Annotated in this window: 21 protein-coding genes; 15 read left to right on the top strand and 6 right to left on the bottom strand. The window is 53.9% G+C overall.

The genetic code is table 11. The features are described 5' to 3' along the window. Positions 1-77 precede the first annotated feature (77 nt). The 10 genes from murD to lpxC all read left to right on the top strand — a co-directional run bounded on the left by murD (position 78) and on the right by lpxC (position 11,227). The gene (murD, locus tag NHAL_RS02380) at positions 78-1,436 is read left to right on the top strand and encodes a UDP-N-acetylmuramoyl-L-alanine--D-glutamate ligase (RefSeq protein WP_013031569.1); all 1,359 of its coding nucleotides are present in this window, start codon (positions 78-80) and stop codon (positions 1,434-1,436) included. Beyond that, complete coding sequence (gene ftsW / locus NHAL_RS02385) at positions 1,433-2,596, top strand: putative lipid II flippase FtsW (protein WP_013031570.1); 1,164 nt, start codon at positions 1,433-1,435, stop codon at positions 2,594-2,596. The genes murD and ftsW overlap by 4 nt, the downstream gene beginning before the upstream one ends. Then, positions 2,593-3,675 (top strand): undecaprenyldiphospho-muramoylpentapeptide beta-N-acetylglucosaminyltransferase, encoded by a 1,083-nt coding sequence (gene murG, locus NHAL_RS02390; RefSeq protein WP_013031571.1) that lies wholly within the window; start codon positions 2,593-2,595, stop codon positions 3,673-3,675. Before ftsW ends, murG begins: the two co-directional genes overlap by 4 nt. A 28-nt stretch (positions 3,676-3,703) precedes the next feature. Next, positions 3,704-5,098 (top strand): UDP-N-acetylmuramate--L-alanine ligase, encoded by a 1,395-nt coding sequence (gene murC, locus NHAL_RS02395; protein ID WP_086009274.1) that lies wholly within the window; start codon positions 3,704-3,706, stop codon positions 5,096-5,098. Further along, positions 5,098-5,994 carry a UDP-N-acetylmuramate dehydrogenase gene (murB, locus tag NHAL_RS02400; protein WP_013031573.1) on the top strand — a complete coding sequence of 299 codons (897 nt, stop codon included), beginning with the start codon at positions 5,098-5,100 and terminating at the stop codon, positions 5,992-5,994. Before murC ends, murB begins: the two co-directional genes overlap by 1 nt. A gap of 8 nt (positions 5,995-6,002) precedes the next feature. Next, positions 6,003-6,941: a D-alanine--D-alanine ligase gene (locus NHAL_RS02405; protein ID WP_041354587.1), complete on the top strand. Its 939-nt coding sequence runs from the start codon at positions 6,003-6,005 to the stop codon at positions 6,939-6,941. Further along, positions 6,931-7,731, top strand: coding sequence for a cell division protein FtsQ/DivIB (locus NHAL_RS02410; protein ID WP_013031575.1), 801 nt, complete (start codon positions 6,931-6,933; stop codon positions 7,729-7,731). Before NHAL_RS02405 ends, NHAL_RS02410 begins: the two co-directional genes overlap by 11 nt. After that, positions 7,724-8,959: a cell division protein FtsA gene (ftsA, locus tag NHAL_RS02415; protein WP_013031576.1), complete on the top strand. Its 1,236-nt coding sequence runs from the start codon at positions 7,724-7,726 to the stop codon at positions 8,957-8,959. Before NHAL_RS02410 ends, ftsA begins: the two co-directional genes overlap by 8 nt. Before the next feature lie 64 nt (positions 8,960-9,023). Further along, on the top strand, positions 9,024-10,181 hold the full coding sequence (gene ftsZ, locus NHAL_RS02420; protein WP_013031577.1) for a cell division protein FtsZ: 1,158 nt from the start codon (positions 9,024-9,026) through the stop codon (positions 10,179-10,181). A gap of 134 nt (positions 10,182-10,315) precedes the next feature. Then, entirely contained in the window at positions 10,316-11,227 is a 912-nt protein-coding gene (gene lpxC, locus NHAL_RS02425) for a UDP-3-O-acyl-N-acetylglucosamine deacetylase (RefSeq protein WP_013031578.1), read from the top strand. A 37-nt stretch (positions 11,228-11,264) separates the two neighbouring features. Here lpxC and NHAL_RS02430 read toward each other — a convergent pair whose 3' ends face one another. After that, the gene (locus NHAL_RS02430; RefSeq protein ID WP_013031579.1) at positions 11,265-11,795 is read right to left on the bottom strand and encodes a DUF721 domain-containing protein; all 531 of its coding nucleotides are present in this window, start codon (positions 11,793-11,795) and stop codon (positions 11,265-11,267) included. A gap of 36 nt (positions 11,796-11,831) precedes the next feature. Between NHAL_RS02430 and NHAL_RS02435 the strand changes: the two genes are divergently transcribed. The 4 genes from NHAL_RS02435 (at position 11,832) to argJ (ending at position 17,346) form a co-directional block, all read left to right on the top strand. Further along, entirely contained in the window at positions 11,832-12,695 is an 864-nt protein-coding gene (locus NHAL_RS02435) for a M23 family metallopeptidase (RefSeq protein ID WP_013031580.1), read from the top strand. A 184-nt stretch (positions 12,696-12,879) separates the two neighbouring features. After that, a complete protein-coding gene (gene secA, locus NHAL_RS02440) occupies positions 12,880-15,606 on the top strand; it encodes a preprotein translocase subunit SecA (RefSeq protein WP_013031581.1) in 2,727 nt (908 codons plus the stop codon). A 115-nt stretch (positions 15,607-15,721) separates the two neighbouring features. Continuing rightward, a complete protein-coding gene (locus tag NHAL_RS02445) occupies positions 15,722-16,072 on the top strand; it encodes a hypothetical protein (protein WP_013031582.1) in 351 nt (116 codons plus the stop codon). Between the two features lie 56 nt (positions 16,073-16,128). After that, a complete protein-coding gene (gene argJ, locus NHAL_RS02450) occupies positions 16,129-17,346 on the top strand; it encodes a bifunctional glutamate N-acetyltransferase/amino-acid acetyltransferase ArgJ (protein ID WP_013031583.1) in 1,218 nt (405 codons plus the stop codon). A gap of 15 nt (positions 17,347-17,361) precedes the next feature. Here the strand turns inward: argJ and NHAL_RS02455 are convergent, their stop codons facing one another. Genes NHAL_RS02455 through NHAL_RS02465 form a run of 3 tightly spaced genes read right to left on the bottom strand, consistent with a single transcriptional unit; the run spans position 17,362 to position 19,254 of the window. After that, a complete protein-coding gene (locus NHAL_RS02455; protein ID WP_041354591.1) occupies positions 17,362-17,712 on the bottom strand; it encodes a Rieske (2Fe-2S) protein in 351 nt (116 codons plus the stop codon). Beyond that, positions 17,709-18,590, bottom strand: coding sequence for a PfkB family carbohydrate kinase (locus NHAL_RS02460; RefSeq protein WP_013031585.1), 882 nt, complete (start codon positions 18,588-18,590; stop codon positions 17,709-17,711). The genes NHAL_RS02455 and NHAL_RS02460 overlap by 4 nt, the downstream gene beginning before the upstream one ends. Before the next feature lie 10 nt (positions 18,591-18,600). Beyond that, positions 18,601-19,254 carry an adenylate kinase gene (locus NHAL_RS02465; protein ID WP_013031586.1) on the bottom strand — a complete coding sequence of 218 codons (654 nt, stop codon included), beginning with the start codon at positions 19,252-19,254 and terminating at the stop codon, positions 18,601-18,603. Positions 19,255-19,520: 266 nt separating this feature from the next. Between NHAL_RS02465 and NHAL_RS02470 the strand changes: the two genes are divergently transcribed. Continuing rightward, positions 19,521-20,786: a 6-phosphofructokinase gene (locus NHAL_RS02470; RefSeq protein ID WP_013031587.1), complete on the top strand. Its 1,266-nt coding sequence runs from the start codon at positions 19,521-19,523 to the stop codon at positions 20,784-20,786. A gap of 150 nt (positions 20,787-20,936) precedes the next feature. On the opposite strand, the gene sppA is transcribed toward NHAL_RS02470, so the two are convergent. Both sppA and rluC read right to left on the bottom strand, forming a co-directional pair. Beyond that, complete coding sequence (sppA, locus tag NHAL_RS02475) at positions 20,937-21,914, bottom strand: signal peptide peptidase SppA (RefSeq protein WP_013031588.1); 978 nt, start codon at positions 21,912-21,914, stop codon at positions 20,937-20,939. A gap of 84 nt (positions 21,915-21,998) precedes the next feature. Next, the gene (gene rluC, locus NHAL_RS02480) at positions 21,999-22,976 is read right to left on the bottom strand and encodes a 23S rRNA pseudouridine(955/2504/2580) synthase RluC (RefSeq protein WP_013031589.1); all 978 of its coding nucleotides are present in this window, start codon (positions 22,974-22,976) and stop codon (positions 21,999-22,001) included. Positions 22,977-23,037: the final 61 nt, after the last annotated feature.

Here is a 23,037-nt window from a genome sequence, read left to right on the forward strand (position 1 = left end):
GATTGAGTGATTGGAGTAGTGCTGAGTAATTAGAAGAGGATCTATCCCAAAACTTTATCCGTTTGTATGACGATGAAATGCTGAATGAGCCCATACCACCCTGGACGGTAGCAAGCGCAGTGATCGTCGGCCTCGGTAAAACGGGGTTATCTTGCGCTCGGTTCTTAGCGAACCGCGGCCTTTCTGTGACTGTGGTGGACAGTCGCGAGGCGCCGCCAGGGCTTGCTGCGTTGCAGGAGCAGGTTCCGGGAGTAGCGGTTCGGTTAGGTGATTTTGAGGTTGCCCTGATGCAGCAGGCCGAACGGTTGGTGATAAGCCCAGGGGTAGCCCTCAGTGAGCCCGCCATTCAAGTTGCCCAAGCGAGAGGAATACCGGTGCTGGGGGATATTGAATTGTTTGCCTACTGGGCGCAGGCACCGGTGATCGCGATTACAGGCTCCAATGGTAAAAGTACGGTAACCGTGCTCGTTGAGGCGATGGCACGCCAGGCTGGGAAAAAGGTTCTCTCAGGCGGCAATCTGGGCCTCCCTGCCTTGGAATTATTGGAAAAGCCGGTGCCAGACCTCTATGTGTTGGAATTGTCCAGTTTTCAATTGGAGACAACCTCTACGCTAAATGCCGTCGCCGCCTGCATACTCAATATCAGCCCTGATCATATGGATCGGTATCCTAATCTTGAGGCCTATGTCCAGGCTAAAGGGCGGGTCTATCACGGTACCGGAGCCATGGTAATTAATGCCGATGATGTCCAGGTAGCAGGTCTTGCCCAGCCGGAGCGACACTGCCTTCGGTTTACCTTGGGGGCGCCTGCTGCTGATGAATATGGTCTGCGGGAGCGGGCGGGTGAAACCTGGCTGGCCCGGGGGCATGAATTATTACTGCCCGCTCGGCAGTTCCCCTTAGTGGGACGCCATAATTTAGCGAATGCCCTGGCGGCGTTGGCCCTGGGGGAGGCAGCAGGGTTGCCCCAGCTTGCGATGCTATCCGCTTTGCGGGAGTTCCGGGGTTTGCCCCATCGTTGTGAATGGGTTGCCCAGGCAAACGGAGTGGATTGGTACAACGATTCCAAGGGGACTAACGTGGGGGCCACGGTGGCCGCAATTGAGGGACTTCACTGCCAAGGTAAATTAGTGCTCATTGCGGGGGGGGTCGGCAAGGGCGCGGATTTTTCTCCTTTATGCGCACCTTTATCTAGGCGGGCAAGGGCCGTCGTCTTAATGGGCCAAGATGCTCCCCGGTTGGAGGCAGCGCTTGCAAATAGCGTCCCCCTCTATCAGGTGAATGATATGGGGGAAGCGGTAAATAAAGCGAGTGCCCTAGCCGAGCCGGGTGATAGCGTGCTGTTGTCCCCTGCGTGTGCCAGTTTTGACATGTATTCCGGTTTTGAGGCCCGTGGTCAGGCCTTTATACAAGCCGTTCAGGAGCACTTGTCATGAGCCGCTTCTTCTCTACTCGGCAAGCCGTTGGGGGTAGCACGCCACAACCCGATCTCTACCTGCTAGGGGCCGCAGTGGCTTTGATGGGGCTCGGTTGGGTGATGGTGGGATCGGCTTCCGTGGCCATCGCCGATAGCCGCTTTGGACAACCGACCTATTATCTTTGGCGCCAGGGGTTGTTTCTATTGTTGGGATTAGTGACGGCTTTTGGAGTCTGGCGGATACGGTTGGCATTTTGGGAGAAGTTAGGCCCGGTAATGCTGTTGCTGGGGTTGGGATTGTTGTTGTTGACATTAATTCCGGGCATTGGGGTAGAGGTCAATGGCAGTCGCCGGTGGCTGGCTCTCGGGCCTATCAGGTTGCAGCCTTCGGAGTTGGCCAAATTGTTTATGGTGATTTACCTCTCCGGGTACTTAGTGCGCCGTAGTGCCGAGGTGCGTACCATCAGGGGTTTTCTTTTCCCGGTTGGGGTATTTGCCATGGCCGGGCTGTTGTTGCTGCTAGAGCCAGATTTTGGTGCCGTAGTGGTGTTGTTTGCCACCCTGTTAGGGATGTTATTCCTGGGAGGCGCCCGCCTTTGGCATTTTTTACTGCTCGCCGCCTTAGGGGGGGCGAGTCTTGCTGCCTTGGCTTGGTATTCTCCCTATCGGATGCAGCGACTCACCTCCTTCCTCGATCCCTGGGCCGATCCTCTCAACAGTGGCTACCAGTTGACCCAGGCCTTAATTGCCTTTGGTCGGGGCGAATGGTTAGGCGTGGGGTTAGGCAACAGTATTCAGAAGTTGTTCTATTTACCCGAGGCCCATACTGATTTCCTCTATGCGGTTTTGGCTGAGGAATTGGGGTTGATGGGCAGTTTGGCCGTAATTGCTTTGTTTGTGGTATTCATCTATCGAGTTCTGCTCATTGGTCGTGCCGCAGAACGAGCCGGCCGGACTTTTGGTGCCCATCTGGCTTATGGCCTGGGGATTTGGATAGGGCTACAGGCTTTTATCAATTTGGGGGTCAATATGGGAGTCCTGCCCACCAAAGGGTTGACTCTGCCCCTTATGAGTGCCGGCGGCAGTAGCAGCATTGTCACCTGTGTTGCAGTGGCCCTTATCCTGCGGGTGGATTTGGAGACTCGGTTCCCTAAAGTTGCCCGGAGGAGCGTTAAGTGAGGGCGACGCGGGTACTTATCATGGCTGGCGGCACGGGGGGGCATGTGTTTCCCGCCTTGGCAGTGGCGGATACCCTCCGGGCCTGGGGGGTAGAGGTGGTCTGGATGGGGACACACCAGGGGTTAGAAGCCGAGCTGGTGCCCAAAGCAGGCTATCCCATGGAATGGATTTCAATCGGTGGTTTGCGTGGCAAGGGCTGGGCTAATTGGTTAAGGGCACCGTTCAAGTTATTGCTTGCCTTATTTCAAGCTTTGAATGCCCTGCGCCGCCAGCAGCCCACAGTGGTGTTGGGGCTAGGGGGGTTTGCTTCTGGGCCAGGGGGTTTGGGGGCCTGGTTACTGGGGCGGCCCTTACTGATTCATGAGCAAAATGCCATTGCAGGGACGACCAACCGGTTGTTGTCTCATTTAGCCTGCCGGGTGATGGAAGCATTTCCCGGGACCTTCCCCGCTGCTATGGAAGCCGAGTGCACCGGCAATCCAGTCCGGGAAGGGATTGAGGCACTTCCCGAACCCCAAACCCGTTTCCAGGATCGAAGGGATCGTTTTCGCCTACTGGTCCTGGGAGGGTCCCAAGGCGCACGGGTATTAAATGAAATGCTTCCCCAGGCTCTGGCCTTGCTCCCCCCCGAGGCCCGTCCCCAGGTTTGGCATCAGTGTGGTCCCCGGCAGTGGGAAAAGGCGGTTGCTGCCTATCGAGCGGCAGGAGTGGAGTCCCGACTGGTGCCTTTTATTGATGAAATGGCGGAGGCCTATGCCTGGGCTGATCTGGTCCTGTGCCGCGCCGGGGCTCTGACCATAGCGGAGCTAATGGCAGCGGGGATTGGCTCCCTATTGGTGCCGTTCCCTTTGGCGATTGATGACCATCAGCGCGCCAATGCGGACTATCTGGTTGATGCGGGGGCCGCCTTGTTATTGCCGGAAAAAGAAGTGACCCCGCAACGATTGGCGGGGGAAATTGAACGCCTAGGGGGGGATCGTTTTACCCTCATGACCATGGCTCAAATCGCCCGTCAGCTTCATCGGGTGGGCGCGGCCCGGCGGGTCGCCGAGCGTTGCTTGGAGGTGGCTCGTGGTTGAACCTCAGATGACTCCCATCCCCCCGATGATGCGCCGGATCCGGCGGATTCATTTTGTCGGTATCGGCGGAGTGGGTATGGGAGGGATTGCTGAGGTTCTGCTCAACTTGGGTTATCAGGTTTCCGGCTCGGATTTGCGTCAGAATCAGCTGACTCAACGGCTGATCAGTTTGGGGGGGGAAGTCAGGATTGGCCATGATCCCCAACATATTGAAGGGTGCGATGTGGTCGTGGTTTCAAGCGCCGTCAGTGAAGACAACCCAGAGGTCAGTGCTGCTCGTCGTCGGCTCATTCCCGTGGTGCCGAGGGCAGAAATGCTGGCAGAGCTGATGCGTTTCCGCTATGGCATCGCGGTGGCGGGGACTCATGGCAAAACCACCACTACCAGCTTGATTGCTGGAATCCTTGGAGAAGGGGGCTTCGATCCCACCTTTGTCATCGGCGGTCGGGTCAATAGCATCGGTGCCAATGGCCGCTTGGGCAGTGGTGAGTATTTAGTGGCGGAAGCAGATGAAAGTGATGCCTCCTTTTTGCATTTACAGCCCTTGTTGGCGGTCGTCACCAACGTGGATGCCGATCATATGGGCACCTACGGGGGAGACTTTACTGCGCTGAAAGCCGCTTTCCTGGAGTTTTTGCATCACTTGCCTTTCTATGGCTTGGCGGTGGTTTGCCTGAATGACCCCGTATTACGGGAGTTGTTACCGGACATCGGGCGCCCTGTATTGACTTACGGGACTTGTGAAGACGCTGATTACCGGCTACGGGAACTGAAACATGTCCAAGGTCGGACTCAATTTCGGGTGGCTCGCCCCGGCAATGATAACTGGTTGACGGTGGTGTTGAATTTGCCTGGCGCCCACAATGCCCTCAATGCCTTAGCGGCTATGGTGGTAGCTCATGAACTCGGGGCCGAGGATGCTGCCATCCAAAGAGCCCTGGAAGGTTTTTCTGGCATCGGGCGTCGGTTCCAATGTTATGGGGAGATCGCTACTCCAAGGGGAAGAGTTCTTTTAGTGGATGATTATGGGCACCATCCCCGGGAACTCACCGCTACGCTGGAAGCCCTCCATGCGGGTTGGCCTGGCCGGCGGGTAGTGGTGGTGTTTCAGCCCCATCGCTATACCCGCACTCGAGACTTATTCGAAGATTTTATTGAAGCCCTTTCCCTGGCGGATGTGTTGCTTTTGCTTGAAGTTTATCCTGCCGGAGAAGAGCCCATTGCGGGGGCTGACAGCCGCACCCTAGGGCAAGCAATTCGAGCCAATGGGCACGTGGACCCTATTGGGGTGGAGGATATGGAAACCATTGAGGAAGTGTTGTTAGGGGTTTTGCAGGAAGGAGATGTGCTATTGACCTTAGGCGCTGGTGATATCGGTGCCCTAGCCAGGCGCTTATCCGCCTCCCTGGGAGGATGCCGCTAATGGTAGTGGTCAATGGGGCTTCTTTTCGAGGCCAATTGCAGCAACAAGTGTCCATGGGGGGGTATACCTCTTGGCGCGTAGGTGGACCCGCGCGATGCCTGTATCGCCCTGCGGATGTGGATGATCTGATGGCCTTTCTGGGCTCCCTGCCGGAGGATGAGCCGTTATCCTGGCTCGGCCTGGGGAGTAATTTACTGGTTCGGGATGGCGGGATTGAGGGTACGGTCATTGCCATCGCCGGCGCTTTGAATAGGATTGAGCGGCGCAGCGCCACGACAGTATGGGTTGAGGCGGGAGTGCCCTGTGCCAAACTGGCCAAGTTCTGTGCCCGTGAAGGGTTGCGAGGGGCGGAGTTCATGGCGGGCATTCCGGGAACGGTAGGGGGGGCATTAGCCATGAACGCAGGCGCCTTTGGCCGCGAAACTTGGGAATTGGTGACGGCGGTAGAGACCGTAGGGGTAGGTGGCAGGCGCCACCGGCGACGGCCACAGGAATATCAGGTTGGATACCGGGAAGTTCATCGGCCAAAGGGAGAATGGTTTATTGCTGCTGAGTTGCGCCTGGCGCAAGGGGATAGTCAGGCCGCGCAGCAGCAGATTCGGCACCTGTTGCGGCATCGCAACAGTTGTCAGCCCACTCAGCAGCCCTGTGCGGGATCGGTTTTCCGTAATCCCCCCAATGATAAGGCGGGGCGATTGATTGAATCCTGTGGGCTCAAAGGCGTTTCTATTGGTGGGGCTCAGGTCTCGGAAAAGCACGCCAACTTTATCGTGAACACCGGCGATGCTGCCGCTGCTGATATTGAGCATTTAATCCAACTAGTGGCTGAAACCGTGGCCCGGCGAAGGGGAGTGACCCTAGTGCCGGAAGTTCACGTGGTGGGAGATCTGGCGTGACCAGGAGAATGGCCACTGAAAATTGGGGCAAGGTTGCGGTGCTGATGGGGGGGCGTTCCGCGGAGCGGGAGATTTCTCTCAAGAGTGGGACGGCCGTCCTGGAAGCTCTCCTGAGGCAGGGAGTTGACGCCCAGGGAATCGATGTAGGTGAGAGGGTGTTAGAACAGCTGTCAAGAGGACAGTTTGAGCGGGCCTTTATTGCGCTTCACGGTCGCGGCGGGGAAGACGGGGTTATTCAAGGGGCTTTGGAGACTTTAGGTTTGCCCTATACCGGTAGTGGAGTGCTTGGCTCTGCGCTTGCTATGGATAAGCTTCGCAGTAAGCAACTTTGGCGGGGGATGGGGTTGCCTACTGCGGATTTTTCCGTGCTAAACGAGGGAACCGATCTAGCGTTGGTGGTGGCCAACTTAGGATTGCCGCTGATGGTTAAACCGGCCCGGGAAGGTTCAAGTCTAGGTATGAGGAAGGTGGATAGCATCGAAGCGCTGAGAGCGGCTTATAGGGAGGCGATGGCCTTCGATGGGACCGTGATTGCTGAGCAGTGGCTCCCAGGGGCAGAGTACACGGCCGCTATCCTAACAGGACGGGCTTTGCCCCTTATTGGTTTGGAAACACCCCGCATCTTTTATGATTTTGAAGCGAAATACCTCACGGATACTACCCGTTATTTGTGTCCGTGCGGATTGTCCGAGGAGCAGGCGCAGCACCTCCAGGCATTGGCCCTACAAGCCTTTCAGGCCCTGGGAGCTAGTGGTTGGGGGCGAGTGGATTTCAGGTGCGATGCACAGGCTCGTCCCTGTTTACTTGAGGTTAATACGGTACCCGGGATGACTGCCCATAGTTTAGTGCCCATGGCGGCTCAAGCGGCAGGTATTGAGTTTGACCAACTGGTCCTGCAGATATTGGAGAGCAGCCTGGAACGGAGTGCGCCTCAAGATGGCCGTTAGAAGAAGAAAGCCTCGCCGGATACGGCAGGGGGCGAGCCGTCCTCAGCCGGCCCCGGCGTTACCTTTGCGGGCAATGGGCCAAGGCTTATTGGTGTTGTTCCTTGTCGGGGCGGCCGCCTGGGGGATTAGTCGTCTTGCTGATCCCCAGACTTTGCCCCTGCGCAAGGTCAGTATCGAGGGGCAGTTTAAGCAGGTGACCCAAGAAAAATTACATGAGGCGGTGGCTCCTCATGTGAGCGGCGGTTTTTTTAGTGTGAATCTGGAGACCATACGGGCGGCAGTGGAGGCGTTGCCCTGGGTAGCCCAGGCCGGTGTGCGGCGGGTTTGGCCCGATAGTTTGAGGATTGAAGTTAAGGAGCAAGTGCCGTTGGCGTACTGGGGCGAGGAGGCCTTGGTGAGTGTTGAGGGTGAGATCTTTGCCCCGCCGCGGGAAAGTTTTCCTAAGGGTTTACCAAAATTACAAGGGCCTTTGGGGAGTGAACGGTTACTGGTCAGTCGTTTGGGAGAGATAGAGGCACAACTGAGCGCCCTCGAGTTGCAGGTGGCCCAGCTCACCATGGGAGAACGGCGAGACTGGCATATCGTTTTCGAGGACGGGGTGGAGCTAATCTTGGGACGGGCGCATAGCAAGCAACGCCTGACCCGATTTCAGCAGATCTATGCCCGCCTATTGCAGTTACATCGAGAGGATATAAGGCGAGTGGATATGCGCTATACGAATGGTTTTGCAGTGACCTGGCGCGGTGATACGGCGCCAGCATGGGTTCGTGAGGCAGCATTCGATGTCTAAGCGTGGAGATAAAAACTTAATTGTTGGCCTGGATGTCGGCACCTCTAAGGTGGCCGCTATCGTGGCCGAGGCTCACCCTGAAGGTGAGATTGAGGTGATAGGGATTGGCTCTCACCCCTCCCGAGGATTGAAAAAAGGGGTGGTGGTGAATATTGATTCTACAGTCCACTCTATTCAGCGAGCGGTGGAGGAAGCGGAGTTGATGGCGGGTTGCCAGATTCACTCCGTCTTTACCGGTATTGCCGGTAGCCACATCCGCAGTCTCAACTCCCATGGAATCGTGGCCATCCGTGATAAGGAGGTGACCACGGAAGATGTGGAACGGGTGATTGATGCGGCTAGGGCGGTGGCTATTCCTGCTGACCAGAAGATCCTCCATGTGTTGCCCCAAGAATTCATTATCGATAGCCAAGAAGGGATCCGGGACCCGGTCGGCATGTCCGGCGTTCGTTTGGAGGCCAAGGTGCATTTGGTGGCCGGCGCGGTGAGTGCCGCCCAGAATATTATTAAGTGTGTACGCCGGTGTGGCCTGGAGGCGGATGACATTATTTTGCAACAGTTAGCTTCTAGTTATTCGGTACTTACCGATGATGAGAAGGAACTAGGCGTGTGTTTAGTGGATATTGGGGGAGGGACCACGGATATCGCGGTTTTCGTCGGTGGGGCTATTCGCCACACGGCGGTGATCCCGATTGCGGGCGATCAAGTCACGAATGATATTGCCGTGGCTTTGCGGACGCCGACCCAGCATGCCGATGATATCAAGCTGAGATATGCCTGTGCCCTCACTCAATTGACCCATTCCGATGAGAGCATCGAGGTTCCCAGCGTCGGTGACCGGCCCCCACGGCGATTATCACGCCAGACGCTAGCCGGAGTGGTTGAGCCCCGTTATAGGGAGCTGTTGGAACTCGTTTTGGAAGAGCTACAGCGTAGTGGGTATGAGGAGTTGTTGGGCGCCGGAGTCGTGTTGACGGGAGGGAGCGCCAAAATGGAAGGGGTAACGGAGTTAGCGGAGGAGGTTTTTCACACCCCGGTACGACTCGGCATGCCCCAGCATGTGACTGGATTAGCGGATGTGGTGAGGAACCCCGTTCATGCCACTGGCGTGGGGCTTTTACTTTTTGGGCATCACCATCGCTACACGCCGGGCCTAGGGAATCGACCGCTGGGAAGCATTCGGGGGGTATGGGACCGGATGCGGGGCTGGTTTCAGGGGAATTTTTAAAAAAACAATGGAATTTAGAGCAGCTTACCAATCGCAGAAACCCAAATAATGAGGAGAATAGACCATGTTTGAATTGATGGACTCATATACCCAGAGTGCGGTGATCAAGGTCATTGGTGTTGGCGGAGGTGGTGGCAACGCTATTCGCCATATGGTGGATACCAAGATTGAAGGGGTTGATTTCATTGTTGCCAATACGGACGCTCAAGCTCTAAAGGATTGCGCCGCCCACACCGTGTTGCAACTGGGTAACAATATTACTAAGGGTCTAGGAGCGGGAGCGGATCCAGAAATTGGTCGCCAAGCTGCCCTAGAGGATCGGGAGCGGATCATGGAAGTGGTCAGTGGCGCGGATATGGTTTTTATCACCGCTGGTATGGGCGGCGGTACCGGGACCGGCGGGGTCCCCGTGGTGGCCCAGGTGACTAAAGAGTTAGGAGTCCTGACGGTTGCTGTGGTGACTCGGCCTTTTTCCTTTGAGGGGCGTAAGCGCGCAGCTATCGCGGATCAAGGAATCAAGGAATTAACCGAGTATGTTGATTCCTTGATCACTATCCCCAATGAGAAGCTGATGCCGGTGCTGGGCAAGAGTATTAGCCTGTTAAATGCGTTTAAGGCGGCTAATGATGTTTTGCTAGGTGCCGTGCAGGGGATTGCCGAGCTCATTACCCGGCCTGGACTTATTAACGTCGATTTTGCTGACGTTCGCACAGTCATGTCTGAAATGGGAATGGCCATGATGGGATCGGGTAATGCCACCGGAGAGGAACGGGCGCGCTTGGCGGCTGAAGCAGCGGTTGCCAGCCCTTTGCTGGAAGATATTAGCCTGAAGGGGGCCCGTGGGGTATTGGTCAATATTACGGGTGGACCGAGTATGTCCATTGGCGAGTTTGAGGAGGTGGGTAGCACGGTTAAGGAATATGCTGCTGAAAATGCTACTGTTGTGGTAGGGACTGTGATTGATCCGGATCTGGAAAATGAATTGCGGGTGACTGTCGTGGCCACAGGATTAGGGCAGCCAGAGACCCAAGCGAAGGCGCCGGTAAGCCTGGTGCAGAGTTCCTCCCAGCAACCTGAGTCAGAAGAACCTATTGATTATCATATGTTGGATAAGCCTACGGTGATCCGCCATGGTTCGTCGCGGGATCGCATGGTGGCAGGCAGTGACACCAGTATGGATTATTTGGATGTTCCGGCGTTTTTGCGCCGACAGGCTGATTGATGGAGCAACCAAGTTTAAGTCTGATAGGGGACACCGCCACGAGTAGGCCCGCGTGGGTATGGGGCCTCCGCTACCTCCCCGGCAAGTGCTTGACCCTAGAATAACGGGTTATCGGCTAAAGGAAATAATCTACCATGATAAGACAACGCACGCTCAAAAATGTCATTCGCGCTACCGGGGTAGGGTTACATACTGGCGATACTGTTTATCTCTCGCTAAGGCCGGCTGCAGTGGACACCGGTATTGTCTTCCGTCGAGTTGATTTAGATCCTCCCATTGAAATAGAGGCTCGGGCGGAGAATGTCGGGGATACTACCCTCTCTTCTACCCTCCTCAAGGGAGGGGTGCGGATTGCGACCGTGGAGCACTTGCTATCGGCCTTTGCGGGCCTTGGTATCGATAATGCTTACGTGGATCTTAATGCCTCTGAAGTGCCTATCATGGATGGAAGCGCAGGCCCTTTTGTGTTTTTGATACAGTCCGCAGGAATCGCCACCCAAGAGGCGCCCAAGCGCTTTATCCGGATCAAAAAAACACTCATTATGAAAGAAGAAGATAAGTGGGCCCGCTTTGATCCTTTTGATGGTTTTAAAGTTTCTTTTGTGATTGATTTCGACCACCCAGCATTTAAGGACCGTCCCCAGGGAGTTGAGGTGGACTTTTCTTCGACTTCTTTTGTGAAAGAAGTGAGTCGTGCCCGGACCTTTGGCTTTATGAAAGACCTCGAGCGTTTACGAGAGGCTAATCTGGCGTTAGGGGGCAGCCTGAATAATGCTGTGGTGGTGGATGATTATCGAGTGATTAACGAAGATGGTTTGCGTTATGAGGATGAATTTGCTCGCCATAAAATTTTAGATGCCATCGGTGATCTATATCTTCTCGGCCATACGCTGATCGGAGCTTTTAGTGGTTATAAATCTGGCCATGCCTTAAATAACAAATTACTTTGTGCTCTGATGGCGGACCAATCCGCCTGGGAGGTGGTTACCTTTGAAGATGAGGCCGCTGTGCCGATACTTTTTACAAGTCCTTTAACAGCAGTCTAAAACTGGGCTGCCTCGGCGTATGACTCCCGGGAAGTTCTCAAGGATTGGCGCGACGGGACAAGCGCAAAAAAGCTGATTTGAGGTGAGGATCCTTCATCCCGCTGGCTATATTGCGGAGTAAGGTTCCATTCCCAGGGGAGAGGAATGGGCGTTGTGCCTGGGAGGCAGGGGCGAGACAGTAGAGAGGACGCACCTTTATTGTGACTTTGCGAAGGTTGCGAAACTCTGGGTATTGTTGTAGATATTTAATAATACTCGGCGTGTAATAACGTAGGAGGTTGGCCCGGGCTGCGGTATCGGTATGGACAATGAGGCGGTGATCTCGAATATTTGCGACGAGGCAATGGGGGGAGAGGGTTTCTGGGAGGCATTGGCGAATCTTAGAAGTGAGCTGTTGTAAAGCTTTGGCTCGGGCAAGTAAGCGTTGCAAGTTCCCTTCAGTGGTGTCAAGTAACTTGCCAATTGGTTGGGCAACTTGCATAGTGGGGATTCCTAGATTGATACCAAAGATAAGATCATGGAGATTATCATCCTTCCCAAGGCCTCGAAAAGCCGCAATTGTATTCATCTGGGGGGGGGCGCCCTCTCTGCATATCTATGTTTGATGTTGGTATGCATATTATTGGTAGTCTACGGGGCCTACTGCCTAGGTATAAAGACACAATTTGTCGCACAGCAACAATCCCTGGCCCAGATGAAGACCTTGGCCGAGAATTGGCAGGCGACACTGGAGCAGCAACAAGTAGTGTTATCGACCACCATGCACCAGGCTGAAGAGGGTCTTGGTACGCTGGCTCAACGGGTTGGACACCTTCAAGCAGATTTAGTCCGTCTGAATGCGTTGGGACAGCGTCTTATCGTGCATGCGGACTTGGAGGAAGGTGAATTTGATTTTACCAATCCACCCGCTATGGGGGGGCCGGAATTACCCCGGACAGAAGAAAGGTTGAAATTAAACGATTTTCTAGCGAGGCTGGGGCAATTAGAGCAAGCGGTGGCGGATCGTCGGCAGCAATTGAGCCTATTAGAGACGGTATTGGTGGAACGGGGTATGCGACAAGCGGCGTTGCCGGCGGGTCGCCCCTTACGCCAGGGTTGGCTCTCTTCTAAATATGGTTATCGTACCGATCCTTTTAATGGTCGGAGAGAATTCCATAATGGCGTTGATTTTGCCAGTAAGGCCGGTACGGAGATTCTGGCGGTAGCAGCGGGCATTGTGACCTGGGTGGGGGAACGCTCCGGGTACGGAAAGATGGTCGAAATCGATCACGGTAACGGCTATGTGACTCGCTATGCCCACAATCAGAAGAATCTGGTGCAGGTGGGGGAAAGTATCGTCAAAGGGCAACCTATTGCAGCTATGGGCTCTAGCGGCCGTTCAACAGGCCCTCATGTCCATCTTGAAGTTTTACATGAGGGGCGCACCGTCGATCCCCTCCGATTTGTCGGGACAGCCGAAGAGAGTTAAGGTTTTAGCATTGACCACCAGCCCTCCTTCTTTCGTCTGTTATAATTAAATACTTTTACGATGGGGGTAACAGGGCGGTTTCTCGGCCACTCTTTTGCCCGGTGTTAGTGTTAAGCCCCATTGCCACTTAATATCGAAGTTCAATACCCATCTTCAATCCTAGGATCAACTCCACTCAATAGTTATGGTAACGAATTTACTCAGCAAGGTATTTGGCAGCCGCAATGATCGTTTGTTGCGGAGCATGAACAAAGTTGTGGCGCAGATTAATGTCTTAGAGCAGGATATCGCTGCTCTTAGCGATGAACAATTGCAGGCTAAAACCAACGAGTTCCGGAACCGGCTTGCGGAAGGTGAAGATCTGGATGACCTCCTTCCTGAGGCTTTTGCCGTAGTCCGAGAAGCAGGCAAGCGAGTCCTCAACATGCGTCACTTTGATGTCCAGCTTTTGGGAGGCATGGTACTCCACGAGGGCAAAATTGCTGAGATGCGTACCGGTGAAGGTAAGACCCTCGTTGCCACCCTAGCTGCCTACCTTAATGCCCTGCCTGGTAAAGGCGTTCATGTGGTGACCGTGAACGACTACCTGGCCCAGCGTGATGCCCAATGGATGGGACCGCTATACCAGTTTCTAGGGCTTTCCACGGGGGCTATCGTTGCCAACATGGATCCCGTCGCCCGAAGAGCCGCCTACGCCGCAGACATCACTTATGGGACCAATAACGAATTTGGCTTTGATTACCTGCGCGACAATATGGCCTTTAGTTTGGAAGATAAGGTGCAGCGGGAGATGCACTATGCCATTGTGGATGAGGTGGACTCTATTCTAATTGATGAGGCGCGCACACCGCTGATTATCTCCGGCGCTGCTGAGCAAAGTTCCGAGCTTTATCGGCGCATCAATGCTTTTATCCCTCAACTTAGCAAGCAAGAAGGGGAAGAGGGGCCGGGGGATTACACGGTGGATGAAAAGGTGCGCCAAGTGTATCTCACTGAGGCGGGGCACGAGCATGTGGAGCGGATCATGTTCGAATCGGGCTTAATGCAAGAAGGAGAAAGCCTCTACGATGCCGCTAATATTGGTTTGATGCATCACCTAAATGCTGCCTTACGGGCCCATGTGCTCTTTCACAGGGATGTCGATTATATTATTAAGGATAATCAGGTCGTGATTGTGGATGAGTTTACAGGCCGCACCATGCCTGGTCGACGGTGGTCGGAAGGTCTCCATCAAGCGGTAGAGGCCAAAGAAGGCGTGCCGATCCAAAGCGAGAACCAGACCCTGGCCTCGATTACCTTCCAAAATTATTTTCGCCTCTATGACAAATTGGCTGGGATGACGGGGACGGCGGATACCGAGGCTTACGAATTTCAGCAGATTTATGGCCTAGAAGTGGTGGTCGTCCCTACCCACCTTCCCATGGTGCGGGTTGACCATGGGGATAAGGTCTATTTGACCACAGAAGAAAAATTTCAAGCGATTTCTGAAGATATTAAGGACTGCCGCTCCCGTGGTCAGCCGGTCCTGGTCGGGACCACTTCCATTGAGGCTTCCGAGCATCTTTCAAAATTACTCAAAAAAGAGAAAATTGAGCACCAAGTGCTCAATGCTAAATTTCATGAAAAAGAGGCGCAAATTATTTCTCAGGCCGGTCGGCCTGGTACGGTTACCATTGCCACGAACATGGCGGGTCGCGGTACCGATATAGTGCTTGGCGGTAGCTTGGAAGCGGAATTAGCGGCGCTAGATGAGAATGCAGATAAAGCAAAGAGAGAAGAGCTGCGGCGGATTTGGCAGGAGCGTCACGAAGAGGTTGTCGCGGCTGGGGGACTGCATATCATTGGTACTGAACGCCATGAATCCCGCCGTATTGATAATCAGCTTCGAGGACGCTCCGGGCGCCAAGGAGACCCGGGTTCTACCCGCTTTTACCTGTCACTAGAAGATAACTTGATGCGTATTTTCGCCTCAGAACGGATCTCCGGCTTGATGCAAAAGCTAGGCATGGAAGAAGGCGAGGCTATTGAGCATCCTTGGGTCACCCGTGCTATCGAAAATGCGCAACGTAAAGTTGAGGGCCATAACTTCGATATTCGTAAGCAATTGCTAGAGTTCGATGATGTGGCCAATGACCAACGTAAAGTGGTCTATGAGCAACGCAACGAGTTGATGGCGACGGACGATATTTCGGAGATGGTCCAGGGTATTCGCGAGAGCGTGATCGGCTCGGTGTTCAGCCAGTATATTCCCCCGGGAAGCATCGACGAGCAGTGGGATATTTCTGGATTGCAGGAAGCATTGGCAAGCGAATTTGGCCTTCAGCTTGATATTGCAGCCTGGTTGAAAACTGATGAAGACCTTCATGAGGAGACCTTGCGTGAGCGTATCCTTGAAGCGATGGAAAGTGCCTATAAGGAAAAGGAGAGTTTAGTCAGCCCCGAAGTGCTGCGTCACTTTGAAAAGGCCGCCATGCTGCAGGTACTGGATTCCCAGTGGAAGGAGCATCTGGCCATGATGGATCATCTGCGCCAGGGCATTCATTTGCGCGGTTATGCCCAAAAGAACCCTAAGCAGGAGTTCAAGCGCGAAGCCTTTGAATTGTTTCAAGAGATGTTGGAGCGGATCAAATATGATGTGATTACGCTCCTATCCAAAGTACAGGTGCGTACCGAGTCTGATGTGGAAGCGGTAGAACATCAGCGCCGTGCTACCAGCGCGGTAGAATACCAGCATGCGGCTGCCAGTGCGATGGCAGGTGGCGCTGGCGAAGCGGAGGCCCCAAGGGCGGAATCCGAAGCATCCGAGTCCAAAGCTCCCTATGTTAGAGAAGGTCGGAAAGTTGGTCGTAACGAGCCTTGCCCTTGCGGCTCAGGAAAGAAATACAAGCATTGCCACGGCAAACTGAATTAAAGCGAAAACTGGATGCTTGCCCTCGCAGGTATGGCGACTGCGGGCCTTTTGTATAAGCCCTGATATTAATTTTGCCAGGCAATCTATCTTGGTCTCTGGAGGTGATCACTCATGGGTGAAGCTACCACTGACGTTCGGTAAGATAATCTTCTTTATTATTCAGCATCCCCTGGCGGCAATTTTGGTTGCCGGGCTAGTGGGGGTTTTTGCGTTCTTTTTTCCTCTGCTGGCCTACGTGAGTGGGGCTATTGTAGGGCTGGTTGCTCTGGAACGGGAATTTAAAGTGGCCCTTGTGGTTGCCCTTGGTGCCGCTTTACCTGCAGCCATAATGGCATTTTCTGGTGCGAATAAAGCAGGTATTGTCTTTCCGTTGTTGCTGGTGCTGGGGTTGCCCCATTGTATTTGTGCTGCGCTGCTGCGTGCGACCCGATCCCAGAGTGTTGCCCTCAATTCCCCTCGAGCTTAATACTATAGCGGGAAGGGGGACTCTCTCCTTTAAAAGCTTCAAAAGGAAGAAAACTGATGGCTGTTGGTCTTGAGCATTTGCCAGAATTGCTGCCGGTAGCGGGCGTTAAGCTGGGAACCGTGGCTGCTGGCATTCGCTATCGGGATCGTCTCGACTTGGCGGTGATCGAGGCCATTGAGGGCAGTACCTGTGCCGCTGTTTTTACCCGCAATGCTTTTTGCGCCGCACCTGTAGTTGTGGCCCGTCGCCATTTGGCCGAGAATTCTCCACGCCTGCTGCTGATTAATGCGGGCAATGCCAATGCAGGTACCGGTGCTCAAGGCCTCAGGGACGCTGAGGCTTGCTGCACCACCCTGGCTGAGTTGGCTGGAGTGGCGCCAAGGGCCGTCCTTCCCTTTTCTACCGGGGTGATTGGTGAACCGCTGCCGGTGTCTCTTGTTCGAACCGCGTTACCCCAAGCTTGGGAAGCGCGCTCGCCGACCGGGTGGGAGGGGGCGGCTCGGGCCATAATGACTACGGATACCGTGCCTAAAGGTCTCTCTGTGAGCTTTACTTGCCAGGGGCGCCCAGTCACGGTCACGGGAATTGCCAAGGGGTCGGGTATGATCCGGCCAGATATGGCCACCATGCTAGCGTTCCTGGCGACCGATGCCCAGGTTCCCAAGGAGGTCTTGCAGCTTTGCTTGACCAAGGCGGTGGCGGAGAGTTTTAACCGCATTACGGTCGATGGTGATACCTCTACCAATGATGCTTGCGTCCTTATGGCCACCGGGCAAAGTGGGGTTTCCATAAGGGCAGCCGAGGGTCCAGATTTTGCCGCCTTGCAGCAGGCGGTAAGCGAGGTTTGCTTGCACCTGGCCCAGGCCATTATTCGGGATGGGGAAGGCGCTACCAAGTTGATTGCCGTTAAGGTGGCCGGTGGAGGTAATGTCCAAGAATGTGAGCAAGTGGCGTATGCCATTGCCCAGTCTCCTTTGGTTAAAACGGCCTGCTTTGCCAGTGATCCCAATTGGGGCCGGATTCTAGCCGCCATCGGGCGTAGTGGGGTGCCTGATCTTGAAATAACGGGAGTGTCTCTTTATTTAAGCGAAGTTTGTGTGATTGATAAGGGAGTTCCCCATCCCGATTACACCGAGGAACAAGGCCAAGCCGTCATGGAGCGGGATGAAATCACCATAGGGGTGGAGTTGGGGCGGGGGAATTTCTGCGCTCAAATCTGGACCTGCGATCTGTCCTTTGATTATGTGAAGATTAACGCCGAATATCGCAGTTGATGAGGGAAAATATACCTAGGACCGTATTTTTCCTGGGTTGGTGAGATAGATTTCACCGCCTATCAGGCTAAGGGGCACCGGTTCTAAGTGAGTTCCAGGGCAGGGACCGGCAAGACAGAGGCCATCCTCAAATCGGAATAAAGCTCCATGGGTGGCGCATTGGACGTATCGGCCTTCCCAATCGAGAAATTGATCGGGCACCCAATTGAGGGTTACTCCAGTATGGGGGCAGCGGTTCATGTAGGCCCAGATTTGGGTGGCTTGGCGGATGACGAATATTTCCTGCTGGCCGATAGCAAAGCCGCGGGTGCCGTATTCTGGCAGTTCTTCCAGATGGCATAAAAACATAGCGGAAGTCCTGGTCATGGTTTCAAGTCACTTGAGCCTAGGCCATCGAACCCCTGCTGGCCACATTTGCGGCCGGCCAGTTGGCAGCCGAAGGTCAGGCTCTCAGAGAGGGAACGGTGGCGAAGACGGGCGTCAAGGAAGCCAGCGTTAAAAGTATCTCCCGCCCCCAGAGTATCCACCACTTGTGGGGGAAAAAAAGCCGGTGCGTGATGCATTTTCCCCTCCTCGTCGATGGCATAGGCCCCTTCTTCCCCCCAAGCACAAATTTTTTCGGTGTCAGGTAAGGTGGCGTGCCATTTCTGAAGAAAAGTTTGAGCCTCCGAGTAGCCATGGTAAGTCACATAGTGGCGGGAAAACAATAAAACAGCGGCTCCCTCAAAAAGGCTTTCAATCCCGGGTCTTGGCTTTTCAATCTCTACCGACCAGGGGAGGGAGGGAAATCGTTCCCGGACAAGGGCGAGCATCCGGGCGGTTTCTGCCACATTACGGCCCTCAAAGTGGAGCCAGTCGAAGGGAGAGAGATCTATGTTGGCAAAATCAGCAAAGCTAAATTCTGGGAGATCCCGATAGTGGACGATAGTGCGGCTGCCGGTAGCACGGCTCAAGGTGACATAGGAGGTGGGAGTCTTTCCTTTTACGATACGGCAATTATCCGTATTTATGCCCTGTTGCTTTAACTCCTGGGTAATGAATTGTCCGTCCGGTTCCTCTGCCAAGATTCCCGCAAACATACACTCATGGCCTAAGTGTTGGAGGACGGTGAGGGTATTGGCGCAATTTCCACCCCGGCAGCGGCGTTGTGATAAAGCCCTGATTTCATCATTTTCCGCCGGATAACCCTCAACGGTATTAATGATGTCCACAGTGGCGATCCCAATGCCTAGCATTTTGGCCATAGGGCAGTGATTACATAGCGGTTTCTAGGATTTGGCCAATGTGCTTGGCAACTTCTGTGACTTCGTCTGTTCCATTGACCTTATGGAGTTTGCCTTGAGCCTCATAATAGTCCACCAACGGCGCGGTTTGGGACTGGTAAACTTGTAAGCGATTGGCAATGGTCTCTTCGTTATCATCGGAGCGTTGAATAAGTTGGTCGCTGCCACATTTATCGCAACGCTGGTCCTCCTGGGGTGGTGAAAAATAAATATTATAGATGGCCCCACAAACCTGGCAGGTGCGGCGTCCTGTCAGCCGTTTCATGAGTACCTCGAAGTCCACATCAAGGAGGATTACCGCCTGTAAGGGTTGCTCGAGCGCAGCGAGCATTTCATCAAGGGCTTGGGCCTGGGCCAAATTTCGGGGGAACCCGTCGAGAATATAGCCCTTAGCAGCGTCAGGCTGAGTGAGCCGTTCACGGATAATGCCGATAACGATTTCATCAGAGACTAATTTTCCCGCATCCATGGCCGCCTTGGCTTGTTTCCCTAACTCGCTACCGGCAGCCACAGCAGCACGCAATAAATCTCCGGTAGAGATTTGAGGAATCCCATATTTTTGGGATAGGAGTTCGCCTTGGGTGCCTTTTCCAGAACCTGGGGCGCCAAGTAACACTGTTCTCATAATGAATTTGCCTCAAAATAACCTATATCGAGTGTATACCGAAGTGATCCGTTGCTATTCTATCCCGGTGCTGTACTCGGGCTAGGGCTCGAAAGGCTGTTACGCTACCTTGCTAAGCTAAGGGAGTCAATTAGCCCTGGTATTACGGCAGCCCGATGGGGGTCAAGGGCTCATTGGGTCTAATAGGGGTGCCCTGGGTAGTGAGTGTTTGCCACCCCCTTAACCTTGTAAAAATTTTCTTTCCTTAAGCAATAATGGAGAATAGTATGGCCAAAAAAAATGCATTTTATGCCCAATCGGGTGGAGTTACCGCTGTTATCAACGCTTCTGCCTGCGGTGTCATTGAGACCGCGCGACAGCATTCGGAGGTTATTGGAAAGGTCTATGCGGGGCGTAATGGCATTATTGGCGCTTTAACCGAAGACCTTATCGACACCAGCCAGGAAAGTGATAGCGCCATTGCTGCTTTACGGCATACTCCAGGGGGCGCTTTTGGGTCTTGCCGCTATAAGCTTAAAGGGCTTGAAGAGAACAAGGCCGAATATGAGCGTTTGATTGAAGTGTTCAAAGCCCACGATATCGGTTATTTCTTCTACAATGGCGGCGGCGACTCTCAGGATACTGCCCATAAGGTATCGCAACTTGGCGATCAGCTGGGATATCCCATCACCTGTATTGGGGTTCCCAAGACCGTAGATAATGACTTGCCTATCACTGATAATTGTCCGGGGTTTGGGTCCGTGGCGAAATACGTGGCGGTCTCGGTACGGGAAGCGGCCTTGGATGTGGCGTCCATGGCGCGGACTTCGACCAAAGTTTTCATCCTCGAGGTCATGGGGCGCCATGCGGGCTGGATCGCCGCTGCGGGAGGTGTGGCGGCAGAGCAGGAAGGAGATGCGCCCCATATCATTCTGTTTCCCGAGATCCCCTTTGAGCAGGAGCAATTCCTTCAAAAGGTAGATGCCAGTGTCAAAGATTATGGCTACTGTGTGATTGTGGCCTCGGAAGGAGTACGCAATAAGGAAGGCCAATTTCTGTCTGAAACAGGGACTCGGGATGCCTTTGGCCATGCTCAACTTGGTGGTTTAGCCCCCTTGGTTGCCCAGATAGTGCGGGAAAAATTGGGTTATAAGTATCACTGGGCTGTCGCCGACTATCTCCAGCGGGCAGCGCGGCATATTGCTTCCCAGGTGGATGTGGAACAGGCCTATGCCGTGGGTAAGGCGGCGGTAGAATTTGCGGTCAGGGGTGAAAATGCGGTGATGCCGACTATCATCCGAAAGTCCTCTGATCCCTATCGGTGGGAGATTGGTTCAGCGCCCCTTAAGGACGTGGCTAATGTGGAGAAAGATCTCCCCCGAAGCTTTATTACCCCAGAAGGCTTCGGGATTACAGAAGAGGCCCGGAGCTATCTTACCCCCTTGATCCAGGGTGAAGATTATCCCCCCTACAAGAATGGGTTGCCCGTCTACGTCCAACTCAAAAATGCTCCCGTTGAGAAAAAACTCAAGGAGTCCTTCACCTTACGCTGAGGGGTTAGGGTTACCCCAGTCTACACCGGGGCTTGGAATAGCTTCCGGGTAGACTGGGACCGCCTCGATGGGAAAACTCTTTTTGGGGTATTTTCCCTGAGGTTAGAGTGGCTCTGGGTATTCTTTTCTTTTACCCCCTGTTCCTGCGGGCTATCTCATATTAGCAGCGAGGCTGAAGTCGGAGAGCATCTCAATGAGGGTGGCTCCGATCTGGGCTGAGAAGCGTTCCAAAAATCCAGGCTTGGGAGTGTAGTTAACGATTTTTTCTGCGCCTACGATCTCGCGGGCCACATAGTCGCTGCTTCCTAAGCCATCGATCAGGCCGAGAGTAAGGGCCTGTTCGCCCGTCCAGACTAGACCGCTGAATAGGGAGGGATCCTCCTTGAGACGCTCTCCGCGACCATCCTTTACGATCTGAATGAATTGTTTATGGATGTTTTCCAGCATTTTTTGGATATGCTGGGCTTCGGATTCTTTGATGGGGGAGAAGGGATCAAGAAAGCCTTTATAGTCACCCGCCGCGAATAGGCGCCGCTCCACTCCCAGTTTCTCCATGGCGTCAACGAAGCCGAAGCCATTGATCAGGGCGCCGATGGAACCCACGATACTTGCTTTGTCAGCGTAAATTTGATCGGCGGCGACGGCAATGTAATATCCTCCAGAGGCACAGACATCGCTGATGACAGCGTAGAGAGGAATATTGGGGTGCTCTTGACGCAAGCGGTGAATTTCATCATTGATACGGCCTGTTTGTACCGGGCTGCCGCCAGGACTATTGATGTGTAGGATTACCCCCCTGCTATGTTCGCTCTCGAAGGCGGTTTGCAATCCTTTTTTAATGTTTTCGGCGCTAGCGAAGGAATCGGCGCTAATGAGTCCATCAACCTCTACTAAGGCAGTGTGGGGTGTGGTGATTCCGGGGGCGCTGAGCCCATTGGGGAGATAGAGTAGTAGGAATACCAATAAATAACCGGCAAACAGTATCTTAAAAAAGATATTCCAGCGACGTGCCCGCCGCTGCTCTTTGAGGGCGCTAAAAGCCAGACGTTCTAGGACTTCTCGTTCCCAACTGAGCTGCGTTTCCTGTTTTTTGTCGAGATCGGTAGTAGAAGGATCTTGTTCTGACATTGGGCCTCCATAAACAAAGGTCTGGCTAATAATAACGGATCAGCGCTACTAAAGGGCAGGTTGTGGGGCCTACTACCTTTTAGTTTAAGGCTGTTGGGTTAAAATTTTGTTGGCATATGCTTTTAGTACAGCGCTTAATTCCTCGGGCAGTGGCGCGGTTATCTTGAGTAATTTTTTTCCTTCGGGCGGTGTAAAGCTTAGCTGGTCAGCATGGAGAAACAACCGGCGCAGTCCCAAATTTCGTAGCCGCTTGTTGAATGCGGGATCACCATATTTTTCATCGCCCCCAAGGGGATGACCGAGATGGGCGGCATGCACCCGGATCTGATGGGTGCGACCGGTTTCCAAAGTGATCTCCATCAGCGTCGCTTCCTTATAGAGCTGTTTGGGGTGGAAATGACTGGCAGCCGGTTTCCCGGTGGCGCTCACCTTAACGACTCGTTCTCCAGACTGTAAGATATTTTTTAACAGGGGCAAGTTTACTTGTCCGATATTTCTTGGCCAGCGTCCCTTGACAAGGGCAAGGTAGCGCTTATGGATGAGTTGTTCCCGTTGCATCGACTGGAGTGCCAGCAAGGTGCTTCGGGTTTTGGCGACCATCAGGCAACCTGAGGTTTCCCGGTCTAAACGATGGACGAGCTCCAGAAAAGGGGCTTCTGGGCGCAGGTGCCGTAATGTCTCGATAACCCCATAGCTGATACTGCTACCACTGTGGACCGCGATTCCAGCCGGTTTGTTGAGAATGAGCAAATGCTTATCCTCATATAACAAGCTGCTCTCGATGAGGTGCAAGAGGGAAGGGGCTACGGGTTCCTTAACGCTGGGATGAGACACCCGCAGTGGAGGAATTCTGACTTGGTCCCCCTGCTCTAGGCGGTAACTACTAGCGACACGGGATTTATTGACCCGAACTTCTCCTCGGCGCAGGCAACGGTAGATTCGGCTCTTGGGAACGCCCTTGAGTTGGGAAAGTAAAAAGTTGTCGATTCGTTGGCCCGCCTGTTCCAGTTGTATTTCCACGAGGCGAACGCGGGGCGTCGATGATTGTTCCTTGCTGTTCATATCCAAGTTTATCGCAGATTTGCTAAGTTGCCCCTAAGTGTTGATAAGTGAGAGGGGGCGT

The sequence above is a fragment of the Nitrosococcus halophilus Nc 4 genome (genome assembly GCF_000024725.1).
Lineage (GTDB): Bacteria > Pseudomonadota > Gammaproteobacteria > Nitrosococcales > Nitrosococcaceae > Nitrosococcus > Nitrosococcus halophilus.